Below are 16,527 nucleotides of genomic sequence, written 5' to 3' on the forward strand. Positions count from 1 at the left end.
ACCGGACCGGTGTCGGGCCTCCCGTCATGCAGGCGGTGCGGACCGTCAGCCGCGGATGACCGACGGGTGCGCGCGGAGCTCCTCGGCCACCAGGAAGGCGAGCTCGAGGGACTGCATGTGGTTCAGGCGCGGGTCGCAGAGCGACTCGTACCGTGTCGCCAACGTGGCCTCGTCGATGTGCTCCGAGCCGCCGAGGCACTCGGTGACGTCGTCGCCGGTGAGCTCCACGTGCATGCCGCCCGGGTACGTGCCGACCGCACGGTGCACCTCGAAGAAGCCCAGGACCTCGTCCACGACGTCGTCGAAGCGGCGGGTCTTGTAGCCGTTCGGCGTCGTCAGCCCGTTGCCGTGCATCGGGTCGGTGACCCAGAGCGGGGTGGCGTCCATGCCCTTGACCGCCTCGAGCAGCTTGGGCAGCTCGTCACGGACCTTGCCGGCACCCATGCGGGTGATGAAGGTCAGGCGGCCCGGCTCACGCTCGGGGTCCAGCTTCTCGATCAGGGCCTGCATGTCGGCGACCGTGGTGGTCGGGCCGAGCTTGACCCCGATCGGGTTCCGGACGCGGGACAGGAAGTCGACGTGGGCGCCGTCGAGGTCACGGGTGCGCTCCCCGATCCAGATGAAGTGCCCGGACGTGTCGTACGCCTGGCCGGACCGGCTGTCGATCCGGGTCATCGGGCGCTCGTAGTCCATCAGCAGCCCCTCGTGCGAGGCGTAGAACTCGACGTGCTTGAGCGCTTCGAAGTCGGCACCGCACGCGGCCATGAACTGGATCGCGCGGTCGATCTCGGCGGCCAGGTTCTCGTACCGGGCGTTCGCCGGGTTGGCGGCGAAGCCCTTGTTCCACGAGTGCACCTGCCGCAGGTCCGCGAAGCCGCCCTGGGTGAAGGCCCGGACGAGGTTCAGGGTCGACGCGGCCGTGTGGTAGCCCTGCACCAGACGGCGGGGGTCGGCCTGGCGGGACTCCGGCGTGAAGTCGTAGCCGTTGACGATGTCGCCGCGGTAGGCCGGCAGGGTGACGTCGCCCCGGGTCTCCCAGTCACTCGAGCGGGGCTTGGCGAACTGGCCCGCCATCCGCCCCATCTTGATGACCGGGGTCGAGGCGCCGTAGGTGAGGACGACGGCCATCTGCAGGATCGTCTTCACGCGGTCGCGGATCGAGTCAGCGGTGGCACCGGCGAAGGTCTCGGCGCAGTCGCCGCCCTGCAGCAGGAACGCCCGGCCCGAGGCGGCGGCGGCCAGACGGTCGCGCAGCTGGTCGACCTCGCCCGCGAAGACGAGCGGCGGCAGCGTGGCGATCTCGGCCGAGGCGGCTTCGGCAGCGGCGGGGTCCGGCCACGTCGGCTGCTGCTTGATCGGGAGCGTGCGCCAGTGGTCGAGGCCCGCGATCAGGTCCGGATCCTGCAGGGTGAGGGAGTCGATCGACTCGGACAAGGCTGCACCTCGGTCTTGTGGTTCGCGCACGGCCGTCGACGGTGCGACGGCGTCCCGACGGATGCGGGACCGTCCGATCTTACCGTCCGGCGGCGGAGCGACGCTCGCGCATGACGCTCTCGCGGGCGCTCGTGGCCCGCTCCTTGACGCTCGTCGCGTAGACGTCCTCGTACTCCTGGCGGCTCAGCCCCCGGAGCTCGTGCATGATCTCGTCCGTGACGCTGCGCAGGATGAAGCGGTCCGTCTCGAGCCCCTCGAAGCGCGAGAAGTCGAGCGGCTTGCCGAACACGACGCCGACCCGCTTGAACTTCGGGAACTTCTGCCCGATCTGCTGGACCTCACGCGTGCCGACCATGGCGACCGGGACCACCACGACCCGACCCTCGAGCACCATCCGGGCGATGCCGGTGCGGCCGCGGTAGAGCTTGCCGTCCGGGCTCCGGGTGCCCTCGGGGTAGATGCCGAGCTGCTCGCCACGGGCCAGGACCTGCAGGCCGGTGCGGAGCGACGCCTCGGACGCCTTGCCGCCGGAGCGGTCGATCGGCAGCTGACCGATCGCGTTGAAGAACGTCTTCGTCGCCCAGCCCTTGAGGCCGCGCCCGGTGAAGTAGTCGCTCTTCGCCAGGAACGACATCCGACGGTCGAGCACCGCGGGCAGGATCACCGAGTCGATGAACGAGACGTGGTTCGACGCGAAGATGACCGGGCCGGAGGCGGGGACGTTCTCGCGTCCGACCACCCACGGCCGGAACAGTGTCAGGATGAGCGGGCCGAGCACGAAGTTCTTCAGCAGCCAGTAGAGCATCGTCGACTCCGTCGGGTGGTGGGTGTGCGGACCGTGCGGGGTACCGGCAACCGCGGTTCAGGCGGTGCGGGCGTGGATGCGGGCGAGGTCGGCGGCACCGACGACACCGGCGTCGTTGACGAGCTCGGCGATCACGAAGTCCGGCTCCGGGTGGTAGCCCCGCGCCGGCAGGTTGTTGAGGTACGCCTGCTTGATCGGCTCGAGCAGCCGGTCGCCCGCGCTGGCGACGCCGCCGCCGAAGACGAACAGCTGCGGGTCGAGCACGGCCGACAGGGACGCGCACGCTTCGCCGAGGTGGCGACCGAGACGCCGGAGGGCCGCGAGGGCGCCCGGGTCGTCGGCGAGGATGAGCTCCCCCACGACGGCGCCGTCGAGCTGCCCGCCGTTGGCGTCACGCGCTTCGGCCAGGGCGACACCGATGCCGCCGGCGTCCGCGACGTCGTTCGCCATCCGCTGCAGGGCACGACCGGAGCCGTACTGCTCGATGCAGCCGCGGGCTCCGCAGCCACAGGGCAGGCCGTTCGGCACGATGCGCAGGTGGCCGATCTCGCCGCCGGTGCCGAAGCCGCCGCGGAACAGCCGGTCCTCGGTCACGATCGCGCCGCCGACCCCGGTGCCGATGGTGAGCATGGTCATGTCGGACACGAGCCGACCGGCACCGAAGCGGAACTCGGCCCACCCGGCGGCGTTCGCGTCGTTGTCGACGGTGATGTGCAGGTCGCCCAGACGCTCCTGGAGCTTCTGGCGCAGGGGCTCGTTCCGCCAGCGGATGTTCGGCGTGTAGTACACGATCGACTGCGAGGCGTCGATGAACCCGGGGGCGGCGACCCCCACCGCACCGACCTGGTGCTGGAGTCTGAGGCGCTCGACCATCGACACGACGTCGTCGAGCATGGCGATCGGGTCCGCAGCGTTCGTGGCGACGCGGTCCTCGGCGAGGATCTCGCCCAGCTCCGTGACGACCGCTCCCGCGATCTTGGTGCCCCCGATGTCGATTCCGATGGCATGCACGAACACGGAGCCTACCCGTTCGGGGACGACTCACCGAACGAGGCCGACTCACCGAACGCGAGGGGAGTCGTCCTATGCTGAGCGGGAGCCGACTCGAAGATGAGCGGACTCACATCGAACGGGACAACGAGGGAGTTGCCGTGACCGATCAGCGTGCCGACCGCACCACGTCCACCAGCACGGGCGGATCGCCCGTCGCGCACGAGAGCGCACCGACGGCCGCCGGACGCCACACGGCGCCCGCACCCGGTGCAGCCGGGAGCGCCGCCGACAGCGGCCCGGTCGCCCCCGACCACGGCTCCGCCGCCCGCCTGCTGTCCGACCGCGCACGACTCACCCCCGCGCGGCCGATCCTGGCCGAACGCACCGGCGACACCTGGACCGGCATCGCCGCGGCCGACGTCCTGGCCCGGGTCCGTGCGATCGCCAAGGGCTTCGTCGCCGCCGGCCTGCAGCCCGGCGCCCACGTCGCGATCCTGTCCCGCACCCGGATGGAGTGGACGCTCGTCGACTTCGCCGTGTGGACCGCGGGCCTGGTCTCCGTGCCGGTCTACGAGACGAGCTCCCCCGACCAGATCCGGCACATCCTGTCGGACTCCGAGTCGGTGGCGATCGTCGTCGAGAAAGAGGAACACGCCCGTCGCGTCGCCGGCATCGCGAGTGACCTGCCGCACCTCGGCCAGCACTGGACGATCGACGGCGGCGGCCTGGACGACCTGGCGCGCCTCGGCGAGGAGATCGCCGACGACGAGCTCGACGCCCGCACGGCCGCCGTCTCCGGTCGGGACGACGCCACGATCATCTACACGTCGGGCACCACCGGTCGACCGAAGGGCTGCGTGCTGCGGCACGACAACTTCACCGCCACGGTCGAGGGCTCGACCGAAGCCATGTCGGAGATCGTCGCCGGTGACGCCTCGACGCTGCTGTTCATCCCGATGGCCCACGTCTTCGCCCGGTTCATCGCGGCGATGTCGGTCTCGGCAGGAGTCCTGGTCGGGCACGAGCCGGACACGAAGGACCTGATGCGCGCGGTGTCGACCTTCAAGCCGACCTTCCTGCTCGCGGTCCCCCGGGTGTTCGAGAAGATCTACAACTCTGCCGAGCAGAAGGCCGACCTCGGCGGCAAGGGCCGGGTCTTCCGCGCGGCCGCCGCCACCGCCGTCGCGCACTCAGAGGCCGTCGCCGCCGGACGGGTCCCGCTCGGGCTGTCCCTGCGCTTCCGCCTGTTCGACCGGCTCGTGTACCGCAAGCTGCGCGATGCGATCGGCGGTCGCGTGCGTTACGCCATCAGCGGTTCGGCTCCGCTCTCCCCGCGGCTGTCGCACTTCTTCCGCTCCATCGGCGTGCACATCCTCGAGGGCTACGGGCTCACCGAGACGACCGCACCGGCGACGGTGAACCGGGCGACCGAGCTCCGGATCGGGTCGGTCGGGCGGGCGCTGCCGGGCGTGGAGATCCGGATCGCCGACGACCAGGAGATCCTGATCCGCGGCGTCGACGTCTTCGACCGCTACTGGCAGAACCCGGAGGCCACGGCGGCCGCCTTCCGTGACGGCTGGTTCCGTACCGGCGACCTCGGTCGGCTGGACGGCGACGGGGTCCTGTCCGTCACCGGTCGCGCCAAGGAGCTCATCGTCACCGCGAGCGGCAAGAACGTGGCACCGGCCCCGCTCGAGGACGCGATCCGCGAGCACCCGCTCGTCGGACAGGTCGTCGTCGTCGGCGAGGGCAAGCCCTTCGTCGCCGCACTGGTCACGCTCGACCGGGACATGCTGCCGGGCTGGTGCGAGGCACGCGGGATCACCCCGGCCCTCACCCCGCAGCAGGCCGCCCACGACGAGCGCGTGCAGCAGGCCGTCCAGGAGGCCGTGGACACCGCGAACGGGCGGGTCTCCCGTGCCGAGTCGGTGCGGTCCTTCTCGGTCGTCGACGCGGACCTGACCGAGGCCTCGGGGCACCTCACGCCGAAGCTCACCATCAAGCGCTCGGTCGTCCTGCGCGACTTCGCCGCGGACATCGAGTACATCTACTCGGGGTCGAAGGTGCAGACAACGGCGACACCGGTGATCGAGAGCCGCCGGCGGCGCTGAGCGCGACCTCGACCCGGCGTGCCGGGCCGTCGGCTCCCCGACCGGAACGACAGGGGCGACGGCGCATGACCTCGAAGTCGTCCTCCCGGCTCCGCGACGGCCTCGGACGACGACGAATCGGACGCGACGGCGGGTTGCGGACACACGGGAGGCCCGGTCCCGGTCCCTGGGACCGGTACCGGGCCTCCGTCACAGCACGGTGGTGCAGTCGTGCCGTCGTTCGGTGGGTGCCGTCGTGCTGGGTCGTTCTCTGTCGTGTCGGGCGCCTGATGGCCGGTCGGGTGCGTTCTGCCGAGCGACGTCACCGTCGACGTCGATCACCTGCCGCTCCCCATCCGTCAGACGGAGGCGGGTTCCTGACCCTGTTCGGGCTCGAGGACGGCCGTCGCGGCAGTTTTCGCCGGGACAGGCTCTGGGCGTCGGTTGGTGCGGGTGCGGTGCGAGCTGAGCTCGTCGGTGTGGAGTGTCATCGTGCGTCCTGGAGGTGGGAAACCATGTCGGCGGGAGGACCGACCGGGACACGGTACCGCTTCGTCGGGACATGACGACAATCCCGCGTTGGGGTGTCACCCGTCACGGCGTCAGATGTCCCCCACGGACGGCTGGCGGCCCTCGGAGGGACACGTCAGCCGCCCGCGCGGGCATCGACTCGGGCGTGGGTCAGCGCCGCATCGTGATCGTCGAGCTGGCCAGCCCGACGGCACTCGCGACACCCGGGTGGGTGATCGTCACCTTCACGCGGTACTTCGACGCCGGCAGCTTCGCGATGGAGAACGGCACGGAGTTCGTCCCCTGCTTCACAGCGATCTCGTCGGCGATCGGCCGCCACGTGTCGGAGTGGTCACGGGCGACGAACACCGTCGCCGTGGCCCCCGGGACCCAGGCCGCGTCGTGGAACTGGATCGTCGTCGAGCCGACGGCGGTCGGGTCGGCCCGGAGGTGCAGGGACCGCAGGTGCCAGGTCAGCGCGCCCGGGTCCTCGTTCGGGTCGAAACGCAGCGCGGACACGGTCCGCCCGGACCAGCCGAGCTTCGGGACGAGGGCGTCCTCGTCGAGGTCGTTCTGCGCGTTGAGGTCGATCCGGATCTCCCGCGCGTTGCCGTGCGAGTAGGTCAGGACGTCGTTGCCGATCTGCGGGACGGTCGACGACGGGTCCCACCAGATGAGCCGCGCCATCTTGCCGCCCCCGGCGGTCGACTTCAGCGAGTAGGAGCCGTCGTAGGTGTACTCGATCGAGAGGTTGTGGTAGGTGCTGGCCGAGAACCGCGAGACCGGGAGCGAGAGCTGCGAGTCGCCGGGGTACTTGCCCGAGTTGCGCGCCGTCATCCCGGCGTTGTCGTACCCGAGGATCGTCGCGTACTTGATGCCGATGCCCTGCGCAGCTTCCGGGCTGGTGAACACCCACGGCTTGCCACGCTGTCGGGTCGCGAGGTCGACGCCCTGCGACGGGTTCGGCGAGTCCACGACCGGACGCGGCCGCGGGGCGACGGTGATGCCGCCGTAGGTCCCCGGCGGGTAGGCCGCACGCGAGCCACCGGCTCCGTGCAGGCGCACCCAGTCGATGCTCGCCGTCCCGGTCTTGCCGGCCGGGAGGACCACGGGGTCGACGCGGAGCGCGACGATGGTCCCGCTGAAGGGCCGCTTCCCCTGGAGCTGGGAGCTCTTCGAGAGCGCGAGGTCGTACACGTGGCTGCCAGCGGTCACCGGGAAGGTGATGCCGCCACCGCAGGCCGAGGTCTTCTCACAGCAGGTCCACCAGTACACGGCGCCGATCTGCCGCGTGAAGGGCTGGTCCATGCTGAACGACAGGCTCGTGTACTTCGCGGCGTTGATCGGCTTCGCGGCGCCGTCGCGCCCGTACGGCAGGCTGCCGCTGACGGTCTGCACGAGCGACACCTGGTCACCGGAGCGCAGGGCGACCTTGAGCTTGCCGGCGCTCACCGACGTGGGCGTGCCGACCTCGTCGAGGTTCTGGTCCTCGGCGTTGGAGTAGTCCCACGGGTCGCCGTAGACCTCGGACGCGAAGTCCGGGGCCTCGACCTGCTGCGACGTGGCTGCCTCTGCTGGTCGCGCGTCCGGCACCACACTGATCGTGGTGCCGACGAGCGCGACGAACGCCGCCGCGACCGCGATGGAAGTGGCGCGTCGGCGTGCCACGTGAGTCTTCTGCATGCTGTCTCCCCTGCCCCTGGTCCGCCCGGGATCGACCCGGACGCGGCAACCGTACACAGCGCCGCCGACCTCGGCAGGCCCGCGTCCGGGGGCTGCCCACGGGAGCGGCGGATCGCTAGTGGAACCAGTCCTGCGCGCGGATGTCCCGGAGCGCCTGCCGACGTGTCTCCGGGTCGAGGGTCATCACGTAGACGGTGCCGTCCAGGTGGTCGCACTCGTGCTGCAGGGCCTCGGCCATCAGCCCGGTGCCCTCGAGCTCCACCGGTTCACCGTCGACGTCCACGCCACGCACCTTGGCGTACGGGAAGCGCTTCGTCGGGTACGCCAGACCGGGCACCGACAGACACCCCTCGTCCATGAGCTCGGGCTCGCCGGCGGTCTCGACGACCTCGGGGTTGAGGACGTACCCGACCTCGCCGTCGACGTTGTACGAGAACGCGCGGAGGCCGACCCCGATCTGCGGCGCGGCCACGCCGGCGCGGCCGGGCTCCTTGACGGTGTCGATGAGGTCCTGGACGAGTTCGCGGACACCGTCGGCACCGATGCGGACCGGGTCGGCGGGCGAACGGAGGACGGGGTCGCCGAACAGGCGGATGGGACGGACGGTCACGTTACTGCAGCACCACCAGGAGGTCGCCGGCGTCCACCTGCTGGGTCACCGGGATCGCGAGACGGCCGACGGTCCCCGCGACGGGTGCCGTGATGGCCGCTTCCATCTTCATCGCCTCGATGCTCGCCACGGCCTGACCGGCCTCGACGACGTCACCGACGGCGACCTTGAGCGTCACGACCCCGGAGAACGGGGCAGCGACGTGCTTCGGGTCGGACCGGTCCGCCTTCTCGGCGGCCTTGGTCTCGACGACGACCGAACGGTCACGCACGGCCACCGGCCGGAGCTGTCCGTTCATGGTCGCCATCACGGTCCGGATGCCCCGGGCGTCGACCTCGCCGATCGCCTCGAGCCCGACGAGCAGGTTCACGCCCCTGCCGAGCGGCACGACGTGCTCCTCGCCGGCGCGGAGGCCGTACAGGTAGTCGACGGTCGGCACGACGGACAGGTCGCCGTACTCGTCACGGACCTGCTGGAACTGGCGGGTGGGCTGCTCGAACAGCAGGCGGTTCAGGGCCTGCTGCCGCACGGTGCCCGGGGTGTCGAGGGCGGCGCGCTCGTGCTCCGGCACCGGGGTGACCTCGATCCGGACGTCGCGCCCGGCCAGGACCTTCGAGCGGAACGGCTCCGGCCAGCCACCCGGCAGGTCGCCGAGCTCGCCCGCCATGAAGCCGACCACCGAGTCCGGCACGTCGTACTTCTCCGGGTGCTGCTCGAAGTCCGCCGGGTCGGCGTTCACCGCCGCGAGCTGCAGGGCGAGGTCGCCGACGACCTTCGACGACGGGGTGACCTTCGGCGGGCGTCCGAGGATCCGGTTCGCCTCGGCGTACCAGTCCTCGACCTGCTCGAAGCGGTCGCCGAGGCCGAGCGCGATGGCCTGCTGACGGAGGTTCGACAGCTGCCCGCCGGGGATCTCGTGCTTGTACACGCGGCCGGTCGGGCCCGCGAGCCCGGACTCGAACGGCGCGTACACGCGGCGGACGGCTTCCCAGTAGGGCTCGAGGTCGCCGACGGCACCGAGGTCGATGCCGGTGTCCCGCTCGGTGTGTGCGAGGGCGGCGACCAGCGCCGACATGCTCGGCTGGCTGGTGGTGCCGGCCATCGGTGCCGCGGCCACGTCCACCGCGTCCGCACCGGCACGGGAGGCCGCCAGGAGGGTCGCGAGCTGCCCGCCCGCGGTGTCGTGCGTGTGCACGTGCACCGGCTGGTCGAACCGTTCGCGCAGCGCGGCGACGAGCTTCTCGGCCGCACCAGCGCGGAGGAGCCCCGCCATGTCCTTGATGCCGATCACGTGTGCACCGGCGTCGACCATCTGCTCGGCGAGCCGCAGGTAGTAGTCGAGCGTGTAGAGGTCCTCGGCCGGGTCGAGGAGGTCGCCCGTGTAGCAGAGCGCTGCTTCCGCGACGGCCGTGCCGGTGGCGAGCACGGCCTCCAGGGCGGGACGCAGCTGACTGACGTCGTTCAGCGCGTCGAAGACCCGGAAGACGTCGACGCCGGTCGCGGCGGCCTCGGCGACGAACGCGTCCGTCACCTCGGTCGGGTACGGCGTGTAGCCGACCGTGTTGCGGCCGCGCAGCAGCATCTGGATCGGGATGTTCGGCATCGCCTGACGCAGCGAGGTCAGACGCTCCCACGGGTCCTCGCCGAGGAACCGGAGGGCGACGTCGTAGGTCGCGCCGCCCCAGGCCTCGACGCTGAGCAGCTGCGGGGTGAGCCGCGCGACGGACGGTGCGACCGCGACGAGGTCCTTCGTGCGGACCCGTGTGGCGAGGAGCGACTGGTGCGCGTCCCGCATCGTGGTCTCGGTGACGGCCAGCGCGGTCTGTGCGCGGAGCGACCGGGCCCACTCGGCCGGGCCGACGCGGAGCAGCAGGTCACGCTGCCCCTCGGGGACCGGGGCGCCGAGGTCGACGTCCGGCAGCTTCGACGCCGGGTCGACGACGTGCGCTGCGGGCGAGCCGTTCGGCTTGTTCACCGTGACGTCGGCGAGCCAGTTGAGGACCTTCGTGCCGCGGTCCTTCGACACGTGCCCGTCGAACAGCTGCGGACGTTCGCCGATGAACGCCGTGGAGACGTCACCGCGGGCGAAGTCCGGGTCCTCGAGGACGGCCTGCAGGAACGGGATGTTCGTGCTGACGCCGCGGATCCGGAACTCGGCGAGGGCACGACGCGCGCGGGCGACGGCCGCCGGGAAGTCCCGACCGCGGCACGTCATCTTCGCGAGCATCGAGTCGAAGTGCGGGCTGATCTGCGCACCGGTGGCGACCGTGCCGCCGTCGAGCCGCACGCCGGCGCCACCCGGGCTGCGGTAGGTGGTGATGCGGCCGGTGTCGGGACGGAAGCCCTGGTTCGGGTCCTCGGTCGTGATGCGCGTCTGCAGCGCGGCACCGTGCACCGCGACCGAGTCCTGCGCCAGCCCGAGGTCGGCGAGGGTCTCCCCCGCGGCGATCCGCATCTGCGACTGGACGAGGTCGACGTCGGTGACCTCTTCGGTCACCGTGTGCTCGACCTGGATGCGCGGGTTCATCTCGATGAAGACGTGCTGGCCGGCGCGCTCCCCCACGGTGTCGAGCAGGAACTCGACCGTGCCGGCGTTGACGTACCCGATCGACCGGGCGAAGGCCACGGCGTCGCGGTGCAGTGCTGCGGCGATCTCCGGGTCGAGGTTCGGCGCCGGGGCGATCTCGACGACCTTCTGGTTGCGGCGCTGCACCGAGCAGTCCCGCTCGAACAGGTGGATCGTGCCGGCGTCGGTGCCGGTCGCGTCGGCCAGGATCTGGACCTCGATGTGGCGCGGTCGGAGCACCGCCATCTCGAGGAACATCGTCGGGTCGCCGAACGCACTGTCGGCCTCCCGCATCGCCTCTTCCAGTGCGGGACGGAGCTCGGCCGGGGTCTCCACCCGGCGCATGCCACGACCACCACCACCGGCGACGGCCTTCGCGAACACCGGGAAGCCGATCGCCTCGGCACCCGCCACGAGTTCGTCGACGTCGCGGCTGGCCGGGGTGCTCGCGAGCACCGGGACACCCGCCGCGATCGCGTGCTCCTTCGCCGTCACCTTGTTGCCGGCCATCTCGAGCACGTGCTCGCCCGGGCCGATGAAGGTGATGCCCGCAGCGGCAGCCGCGGCGGCGAGCTCCGGGTTCTCGGACAGGAAGCCGTAGCCCGGGTAGATCGCGTCCGCCCCCGACTCGCGGGCGACCCGGATGATCTCGGAGACGTCCAGGTAGGCGCGCACCGGGTGTCCGCGCTCGCCGATCAGGTAGGCCTCGTCGGCCTTCAACCGGTGCAGGGAGTTGCGGTCTTCGTACGGGTAGACCGCCACGGTCCGGGCACCGAGCTCGTACGCTGCGCGGAAGGCTCGGATGGCGATCTCGCCACGGTTCGCGACCAGGATCTTGGTGAACACGAGGTCCCTTTCAGCCCGGGTTGAGGTCTCACAACCTTACTGGCGGTAACGTTGCTCATCGTGCATGTACTCAGCGTGAGCTCCCTCAAGGGCGGTGTCGGCAAGACGACGGTGACGCTCGGCCTGACGTCGGCGGCGTTCGCCAAGGGTCTGCGCACCCTCGTGGTGGACCTCGACCCGCAGTCGGACGTCTCCACGGGCCTCGACATCAACCTGACCGGCCACCTCAACGTGGCCGACGTCCTCGAGAACCCGAAGGAGAAGATCGTCCGCCAGGCCATCGCGCCGTCCGGCTGGACGAAGGGTTCCCAGGGCAAGATCGACGTCATGGTCGGGTCGCCCTCCGCCATCAACTTCGACGGGCCGCACCCGTCGATCCGCGACATCTGGAAGCTCGAAGAGGCCCTGGCGAACGTCGAGGCCGACTACGACCTGGTGCTCATCGACTGCGCTCCGTCGCTGAACGCGCTGACCCGTACGGCCTGGGCGGCGTCCGACCGCGTGACCGTCGTGACCGAGCCCGGCCTGTTCTCCGTCGCCGCTGCCGACCGGGCCCTGCGCGCGATCGAGGAGATCCGCCGTGGTCTCTCGCCGCGCCTCCAGCCCCTCGGCATCATCGTGAACCGCGCCCGTGTGCAGTCGCTCGAGCACCAGTTCCGCATCAAGGAGCTCCGCGACATGTTCGGGCCCCTCGTGCTCTCCCCCCAGCTGCCCGAGCGCACGTCGCTGCAGCAGGCGCAGGGTGCCGCGAAGCCGCTGCACGTCTGGCCGGGCGAGTCGGCGCAGGAGATGGCGCGGAACTTCGACCAGCTGCTCGAGCGCATCATGCGCACGGGCAAGATCGGGCCGTACGCGGACGGTGCGGGCGCGATCGCCTGAGGTTCGTTCGTCGCTCGGAGGGTCGCCCGCGGGCGGCCCTTCGTCGTTCCCGGGGGCGTGCGCGGCCGAGCGGCCAGGACACCCCGCTCAGTTCCGCCGAGCGGTCACGAAGTGTCGGCAAAGTCCGGCGAGAACGACGATTCGTGACCGGTCGGCGGGGGAACGCGGGCGCGTCGGGCCCGTCCGGCGGCTCCCGGCAGCTCCCGACGGCTCCCGGCGGCCCCCCACGAACGGCCAGGACACCCCGCTCAGTTCCGCCGAGCGGTCACGAAGTGTCGGCTGTGCCCTGCGAGAACGACGATTCGTGACCGGTCGGCGGGGGGCGCGTGGCGCGTGGCGCGGCGGCGGGGCGCGGCCGGGAGGCGCGGTGCCCGCCCGTCAGGCAGGCGTCTGGACCGGGACGGTCACGTCACAGCCACGACGGCCGGGACGGTCAGGACGCGCGGGTCGCCCGACGCGCCGCGAGCTCGTCGCTCGGGTCCTCTGCCGGGGTGGCGTCGAGCTCGACCAGGGAGGACTCGACCTCGCGCAGGACCTTGCCCACGGCGATGCCGAAGACGCCCTGCCCGCGGGAGACCAGGTCGATGACCTCGTCGTCGGAGGTGCACAGGTACACCGAGGCGCCGTCCGACATCAGGGTCGTCTGCGCCAGGTCGCTCACGCCGGCTTCGCGGAGCTGGTTCACGGCGGTGCGGATCTGCTGCAGCGAGATGCCGGTGTCGAGCAGGCGCTTGACGAGCTTGAGGACGAGGATGTCGCGGAAGCCGTAGAGCCGCTGCGAGCCGGATCCGGCAGCGCCGCGGATCGTGGGCTGCACGAGTTCGGTGCGGGCCCAGTAGTCGAGCTGGCGGTAGCTGATGCCGGCTGCCTTCGCGGCGACGGTGCCGCGGTAGCCGTTCTGCTCGTCGCGCTCGGGCAGGCCGTCGGTGAACAGCAGCCCGAGGTCGTACCGCGTCATGTCAGACGGGGTACCGGGGACATCGTTCCCACTCATCAGCTTGCCTTCCACGACGATCGAGCTCCCACCCGAAGCTTCAACAGCGGGTTGAGAGTTGTTCCGAGGTCCACGGTAGCGAGTCGGGCGGCGTGGAGGCGGGACATCCGCACCGGCGCGTCCGGCGTGTCGAGGATATGCCCCGGCACCGACCGCCGTCGAGGGTCCGACCCGCCCGGGCCGCTCACGAGTCGAGCCGACCGATGGCCGCGCGGATGAGTGACGATCGGATGACCTCGAGGTGTCCGGCGATCTCCCGGGCGAGTTCGAGGGCCTTCGCGCGGGACGTGGCGTCCCCACGGCGGGACACCGGCATGAGAGCCGACTCGATGAGACCGACCTCGCGCTCGGCGGTGCTGCGGAAGGTCCGGAGGTGTCGGGGCTCGATGCCGGAGCGCTGCAGCTCGACCAGGGCCTTCAGCACACCGACCGAGTCCTCGCCGTAGGAGTCGGACGCCGGGATGAGCGAAGCGGACACCGCGTCACCGACGAGCATCGGCGACGCACCGGCCGCACGCTGGAGTTCGTCGCGGGAGTACCGCCGCTCGCGCCCGAGCATCGACGGACGCGGGACGTCACCACCGCCCGGCAGGGTCGGTTCGCGTCCGGCGTCGAGGTCGGCGAGGTAGTCCTTGATGACCTTGAGCGGCAGGTAGTGGTCGCGCTGCAGCCCGAGCACGATGCGCAGTCGGTCGACGTCGGCTGGCGAGAACTTCCGGTAGCCGCTCTGGGTGCGGATCGGCGTGACCAGCTCACGCTCTTCGAGGAAACGCAGCTTGGAGCTCGACAGGTCGGGGAACTCCGGCTTCAGACGCGCGAGGACCTGCCCGATCGTGAGCAGGTCCGGCGCCGGGGACACCGCCCGCGCCGCAGCGGAGCGGGGCGCCACTACGCGTTCGCCAGGCGCGCCAGGTCGACCCGGGAGGCGTAGAACGTCAGCCGGAACTTGCCGACCTGCACTTCGGAACCGTCGACGAGCAGTGCTTCGTCGATGCGGACACCGTCGAAGTACGTGCCGTTCAACGAGCCGAGGTCCTTCACGCTGAACGACGTGCCCCGACGGACGAAGTCGGCGTGCTTGCGCGACACCGTGACGTCGTCGAGGAAGATGCTGGCGTCGGGGTGTCGACCGGCCGTCGTGACGTCGGAGTCGAGGAGGAACCGCGCACCCACGTTCGGACCGCGACGGACGACGAGCAACGCCGAGCCCGACGGCAGCGCCGAGATCGCGTCGCGTTCTTCTGCGGTGACTCCGGCCTCGGGCGTGAGCGCCGCGGCGTTCTCCATGCTGAAGGTCAGCGTGGTGTCGACCAGCCGCTCTTCCGGGCGTCCCGGCTGCGGGACCACTGGATCTGGCATCGTGGACCTCCTCCTCTTGGTCGTCCAGCGTATCGGAAACGACGCACTCGGCGAGAGCCCCGTGCACAGGGGACATCCGGCGGACTCCCACGGACGGACGGGAGGCTCCCCACCAGCTGGTGAGGAGCCTCCCGTCCGTCAGGTTGCCGGGTCGTGCCGCAGCGCCTCTGCGGTCAGTGACCGGCGCCGGACGGCGCCGACCCGCCGGACTGCACGTCGTGCAGGATCTCCTGCACCTCGGAGTCCTTCAGCCGCGTCCAGGGCGAGCCGTCGGGGTCGCTGGTGGAGGCCTCCGGGCTGTCGCCGGTGTTCCACCACTTCGCCTGGTACGGCGTGCCGTCGAACAGGACCCGGTCGCCGGTGTCGTAGCTCGTGGTGCCCGACCAGGCCGGGTAGGTGCCGGACGGCAGCTGGACGGGTGCCACCGGCTTCTCCCCCGGCAGCACCGGGCCGACGAGCTGCCACGGAGTCTCGTAGGAGCTGAGCACGGCGTCGTCGGGCAGGTCGCCGGAGGTCCACCACTTGGCCTCGTAGACGTTCCGGTGCCAGACGATCTTGGTGCCCTCGAGGTAGGCCGAGTCCTTGTCCCACACCGGGTAGGGGCTGGTCGACGGGTCGTCGGAGGGCTGCGTGGTCGAGGACGGCTCGGCGGTCGTCACGTCGCCGGACGCCGCGACGATGCCGCCGCTGAAGCCCTTGCCGAGCACGTCGGTGAACAGCTTGCCGTCCTGGTCGACCCCGGAGCACGAGTTCGACACGGTGGACAGGTTGACGTAGTTCGAACCGCACGTGGTGTCGCGGTTGAGGGACCACATCGACATCCGCCCGAGCCCGGTCTGGCGTGCCCATGCGTTGAGCTTCGCCGCGTCGCGCATCGAGAAGACCTCGTCCTGCACGTCGTTCTGGCCGATCATCGGGGTGGCGCCGACCTTGTGCCAGAGCGTGCCGTCGCTGAGCGGGGTGCCGGCGCGGGTGTACAGGATGCCGAGCTGGCGGTGCACCTGCTGCAGGGTCTCGACCGAGGCCGAGTACATGCTCTGGCTCGAGCCCATGCTGTCGCCGTAGTCCATCGTCATGGCGTTGACGCCGGCCAGGTCGACCCCGGCGCTGAGGAACTGCGACACGGCCTTGGTGCCGTCGGCGGTCAGTCCGCCGGGCGCGGCGGGCAGCGTGAGCCACACGGCGAGCGGGTGTCCGGCGCCGCGACGCTGCTCCTGCAGCTCCGCCACGGCCTGGGCACGGCGCTTGCCGGCGTCGGCCTTGGTCAGGTCGTCGCTCTCGATGTCGAAGTCCACCGTGGAGACGTCGTAGCGCTTCACGACGCTCTGGTACGCCGACACGAGCTTGTCCTGGTCGGTGCAGGTCGAGGCGAGCTCGTCGTTGGCCAGTCCGCCGAAGGACACCCCGACGGCGCCCTTCTGCTGCTCGAGACGGGCGATGCGGCGGTCCAGGTCGAGCTGGTCCCCCGCTTCCTGGAGGCCGTAGGCGGCACCCCAGGTCGGCGTGCAGGCGTGATCGTGGTCGGCCACCACGAAGGACAGCATGACGTCGCGGCCCTTCGCGGACTTGACGTCCTCGAACGGGAACGTCGGGGTGACGGTGACGTCGGTGTAGGCGGCGAACCAGGGCTTCACCGTCTCGGCCGCCTGGGCGCTCTGCCACCGGTCGACGCCGGCGTACCCGCCGGCGACGACCGCGAGGGCGACCACGGCGGCCAGGGTGACCCGGACCGGGGAGAGTCGTCGTGTGGTGCTCATG

General features: G+C 71.1%; 12 protein-coding genes. 2 read left to right on the plus strand and 10 right to left on the minus strand.

Going from position 1 to position 16,527, the window contains the following annotated elements; translation table 11 throughout:
• Window positions 1-45: 45 nt before the first annotated feature.
• The 3 genes from SOM35_RS14410 to SOM35_RS14420 all read right to left on the minus strand — a co-directional run bounded on the left by SOM35_RS14410 (window position 46) and on the right by SOM35_RS14420 (window position 3,250).
• Window positions 46-1,392 carry a class II 3-deoxy-7-phosphoheptulonate synthase gene (locus SOM35_RS14410; protein ID WP_290157595.1) on the minus strand — a complete coding sequence of 449 codons (1,347 nt, stop codon included), beginning with the start codon at window positions 1,390-1,392 and terminating at the stop codon, window positions 46-48.
• Window positions 1,393-1,513: 121 nt separating this feature from the next.
• Window positions 1,514-2,239, minus strand: a complete 726-nt coding sequence (locus SOM35_RS14415) for a lysophospholipid acyltransferase family protein (RefSeq protein WP_111075065.1) — start codon at window positions 2,237-2,239, stop codon at window positions 1,514-1,516.
• 57 nt (window positions 2,240-2,296) lie between these two features.
• Window positions 2,297-3,250, minus strand: a complete 954-nt coding sequence (locus SOM35_RS14420) for an ROK family glucokinase (RefSeq protein WP_111075108.1) — start codon at window positions 3,248-3,250, stop codon at window positions 2,297-2,299.
• 140 nt (window positions 3,251-3,390) lie between these two features.
• Here SOM35_RS14420 and SOM35_RS14425 point away from each other — a divergent pair, with 140 nt between their 5' ends.
• Window positions 3,391-5,343, plus strand: a complete 1,953-nt coding sequence (locus SOM35_RS14425; protein ID WP_320515925.1) for an AMP-dependent synthetase/ligase — start codon at window positions 3,391-3,393, stop codon at window positions 5,341-5,343.
• Between the two features lie 660 nt (window positions 5,344-6,003).
• Here the strand turns inward: SOM35_RS14425 and SOM35_RS14430 are convergent.
• The 3 genes from SOM35_RS14430 to SOM35_RS14440 all read right to left on the minus strand — a co-directional run bounded on the left by SOM35_RS14430 (window position 6,004) and on the right by SOM35_RS14440 (window position 11,537).
• Window positions 6,004-7,515, minus strand: coding sequence for a hypothetical protein (locus SOM35_RS14430; RefSeq protein ID WP_320515926.1), 1,512 nt, complete (start codon window positions 7,513-7,515; stop codon window positions 6,004-6,006).
• A gap of 115 nt (window positions 7,516-7,630) precedes the next feature.
• Window positions 7,631-8,125, minus strand: coding sequence for a peptide deformylase (gene def / locus SOM35_RS14435; protein WP_320515927.1), 495 nt, complete (start codon window positions 8,123-8,125; stop codon window positions 7,631-7,633).
• 1 nt (window position 8,126) lies between these two features.
• The gene (locus SOM35_RS14440) at window positions 8,127-11,537 is read right to left on the minus strand and encodes a pyruvate carboxylase (RefSeq protein WP_320515928.1); all 3,411 of its coding nucleotides are present in this window, start codon (window positions 11,535-11,537) and stop codon (window positions 8,127-8,129) included.
• A gap of 60 nt (window positions 11,538-11,597) precedes the next feature.
• Here SOM35_RS14440 and SOM35_RS14445 point away from each other — a divergent pair, with 60 nt between their 5' ends.
• A complete protein-coding gene (locus SOM35_RS14445; protein WP_111075060.1) occupies window positions 11,598-12,416 on the plus strand; it encodes a ParA family protein in 819 nt (272 codons plus the stop codon).
• 433 nt (window positions 12,417-12,849) lie between these two features.
• Here the strand turns inward: SOM35_RS14445 and SOM35_RS14450 are convergent, their stop codons facing one another.
• From SOM35_RS14450 to SOM35_RS14465, 4 genes are all read right to left on the minus strand, one after another.
• The gene (locus tag SOM35_RS14450) at window positions 12,850-13,410 is read right to left on the minus strand and encodes a MerR family transcriptional regulator (protein WP_320515929.1); all 561 of its coding nucleotides are present in this window, start codon (window positions 13,408-13,410) and stop codon (window positions 12,850-12,852) included.
• 184 nt (window positions 13,411-13,594) lie between these two features.
• Entirely contained in the window at window positions 13,595-14,299 is a 705-nt protein-coding gene (gene ftsR, locus SOM35_RS14455) for a transcriptional regulator FtsR (RefSeq protein ID WP_320515930.1), read from the minus strand.
• Window positions 14,299-14,769: an FHA domain-containing protein gene (locus SOM35_RS14460; protein ID WP_111075058.1), complete on the minus strand. Its 471-nt coding sequence runs from the start codon at window positions 14,767-14,769 to the stop codon at window positions 14,299-14,301. The genes ftsR and SOM35_RS14460 overlap by 1 nt, the downstream gene beginning before the upstream one ends.
• A gap of 173 nt (window positions 14,770-14,942) precedes the next feature.
• Window positions 14,943-16,526 carry a chitinase gene (locus SOM35_RS14465; protein WP_320515931.1) on the minus strand — a complete coding sequence of 528 codons (1,584 nt, stop codon included), beginning with the start codon at window positions 16,524-16,526 and terminating at the stop codon, window positions 14,943-14,945.
• Between the last annotated feature and the right edge of the window lies 1 nt (window position 16,527).

This window comes from Curtobacterium sp. CFBP9011, from assembly GCF_034045095.1.
Lineage (GTDB): Bacteria > Actinomycetota > Actinomycetes > Actinomycetales > Microbacteriaceae > Curtobacterium.

Coding starts and splice junctions, on each gene's coding strand:
- SOM35_RS14415 (WP_111075065.1), bottom strand. CDS start 2,239: ATGCTCTACTGGCTGCTGAAGAACTTCGTGCTCGGCCCGCTCATCCTG.
- SOM35_RS14430 (WP_320515926.1), bottom strand. CDS start 7,515: ATGCAGAAGACTCACGTGGCACGCCGACGCGCCACTTCCATCGCGGTC.
- SOM35_RS14450 (WP_320515929.1), bottom strand. CDS start 13,410: ATGAGTGGGAACGATGTCCCCGGTACCCCGTCTGACATGACGCGGTAC.
- SOM35_RS14460 (WP_111075058.1), bottom strand. CDS start 14,769: ATGCCAGATCCAGTGGTCCCGCAGCCGGGACGCCCGGAAGAGCGGCTG.
- SOM35_RS14465 (WP_320515931.1), bottom strand. CDS start 16,526: ATGAGCACCACACGACGACTCTCCCCGGTCCGGGTCACCCTGGCCGCC.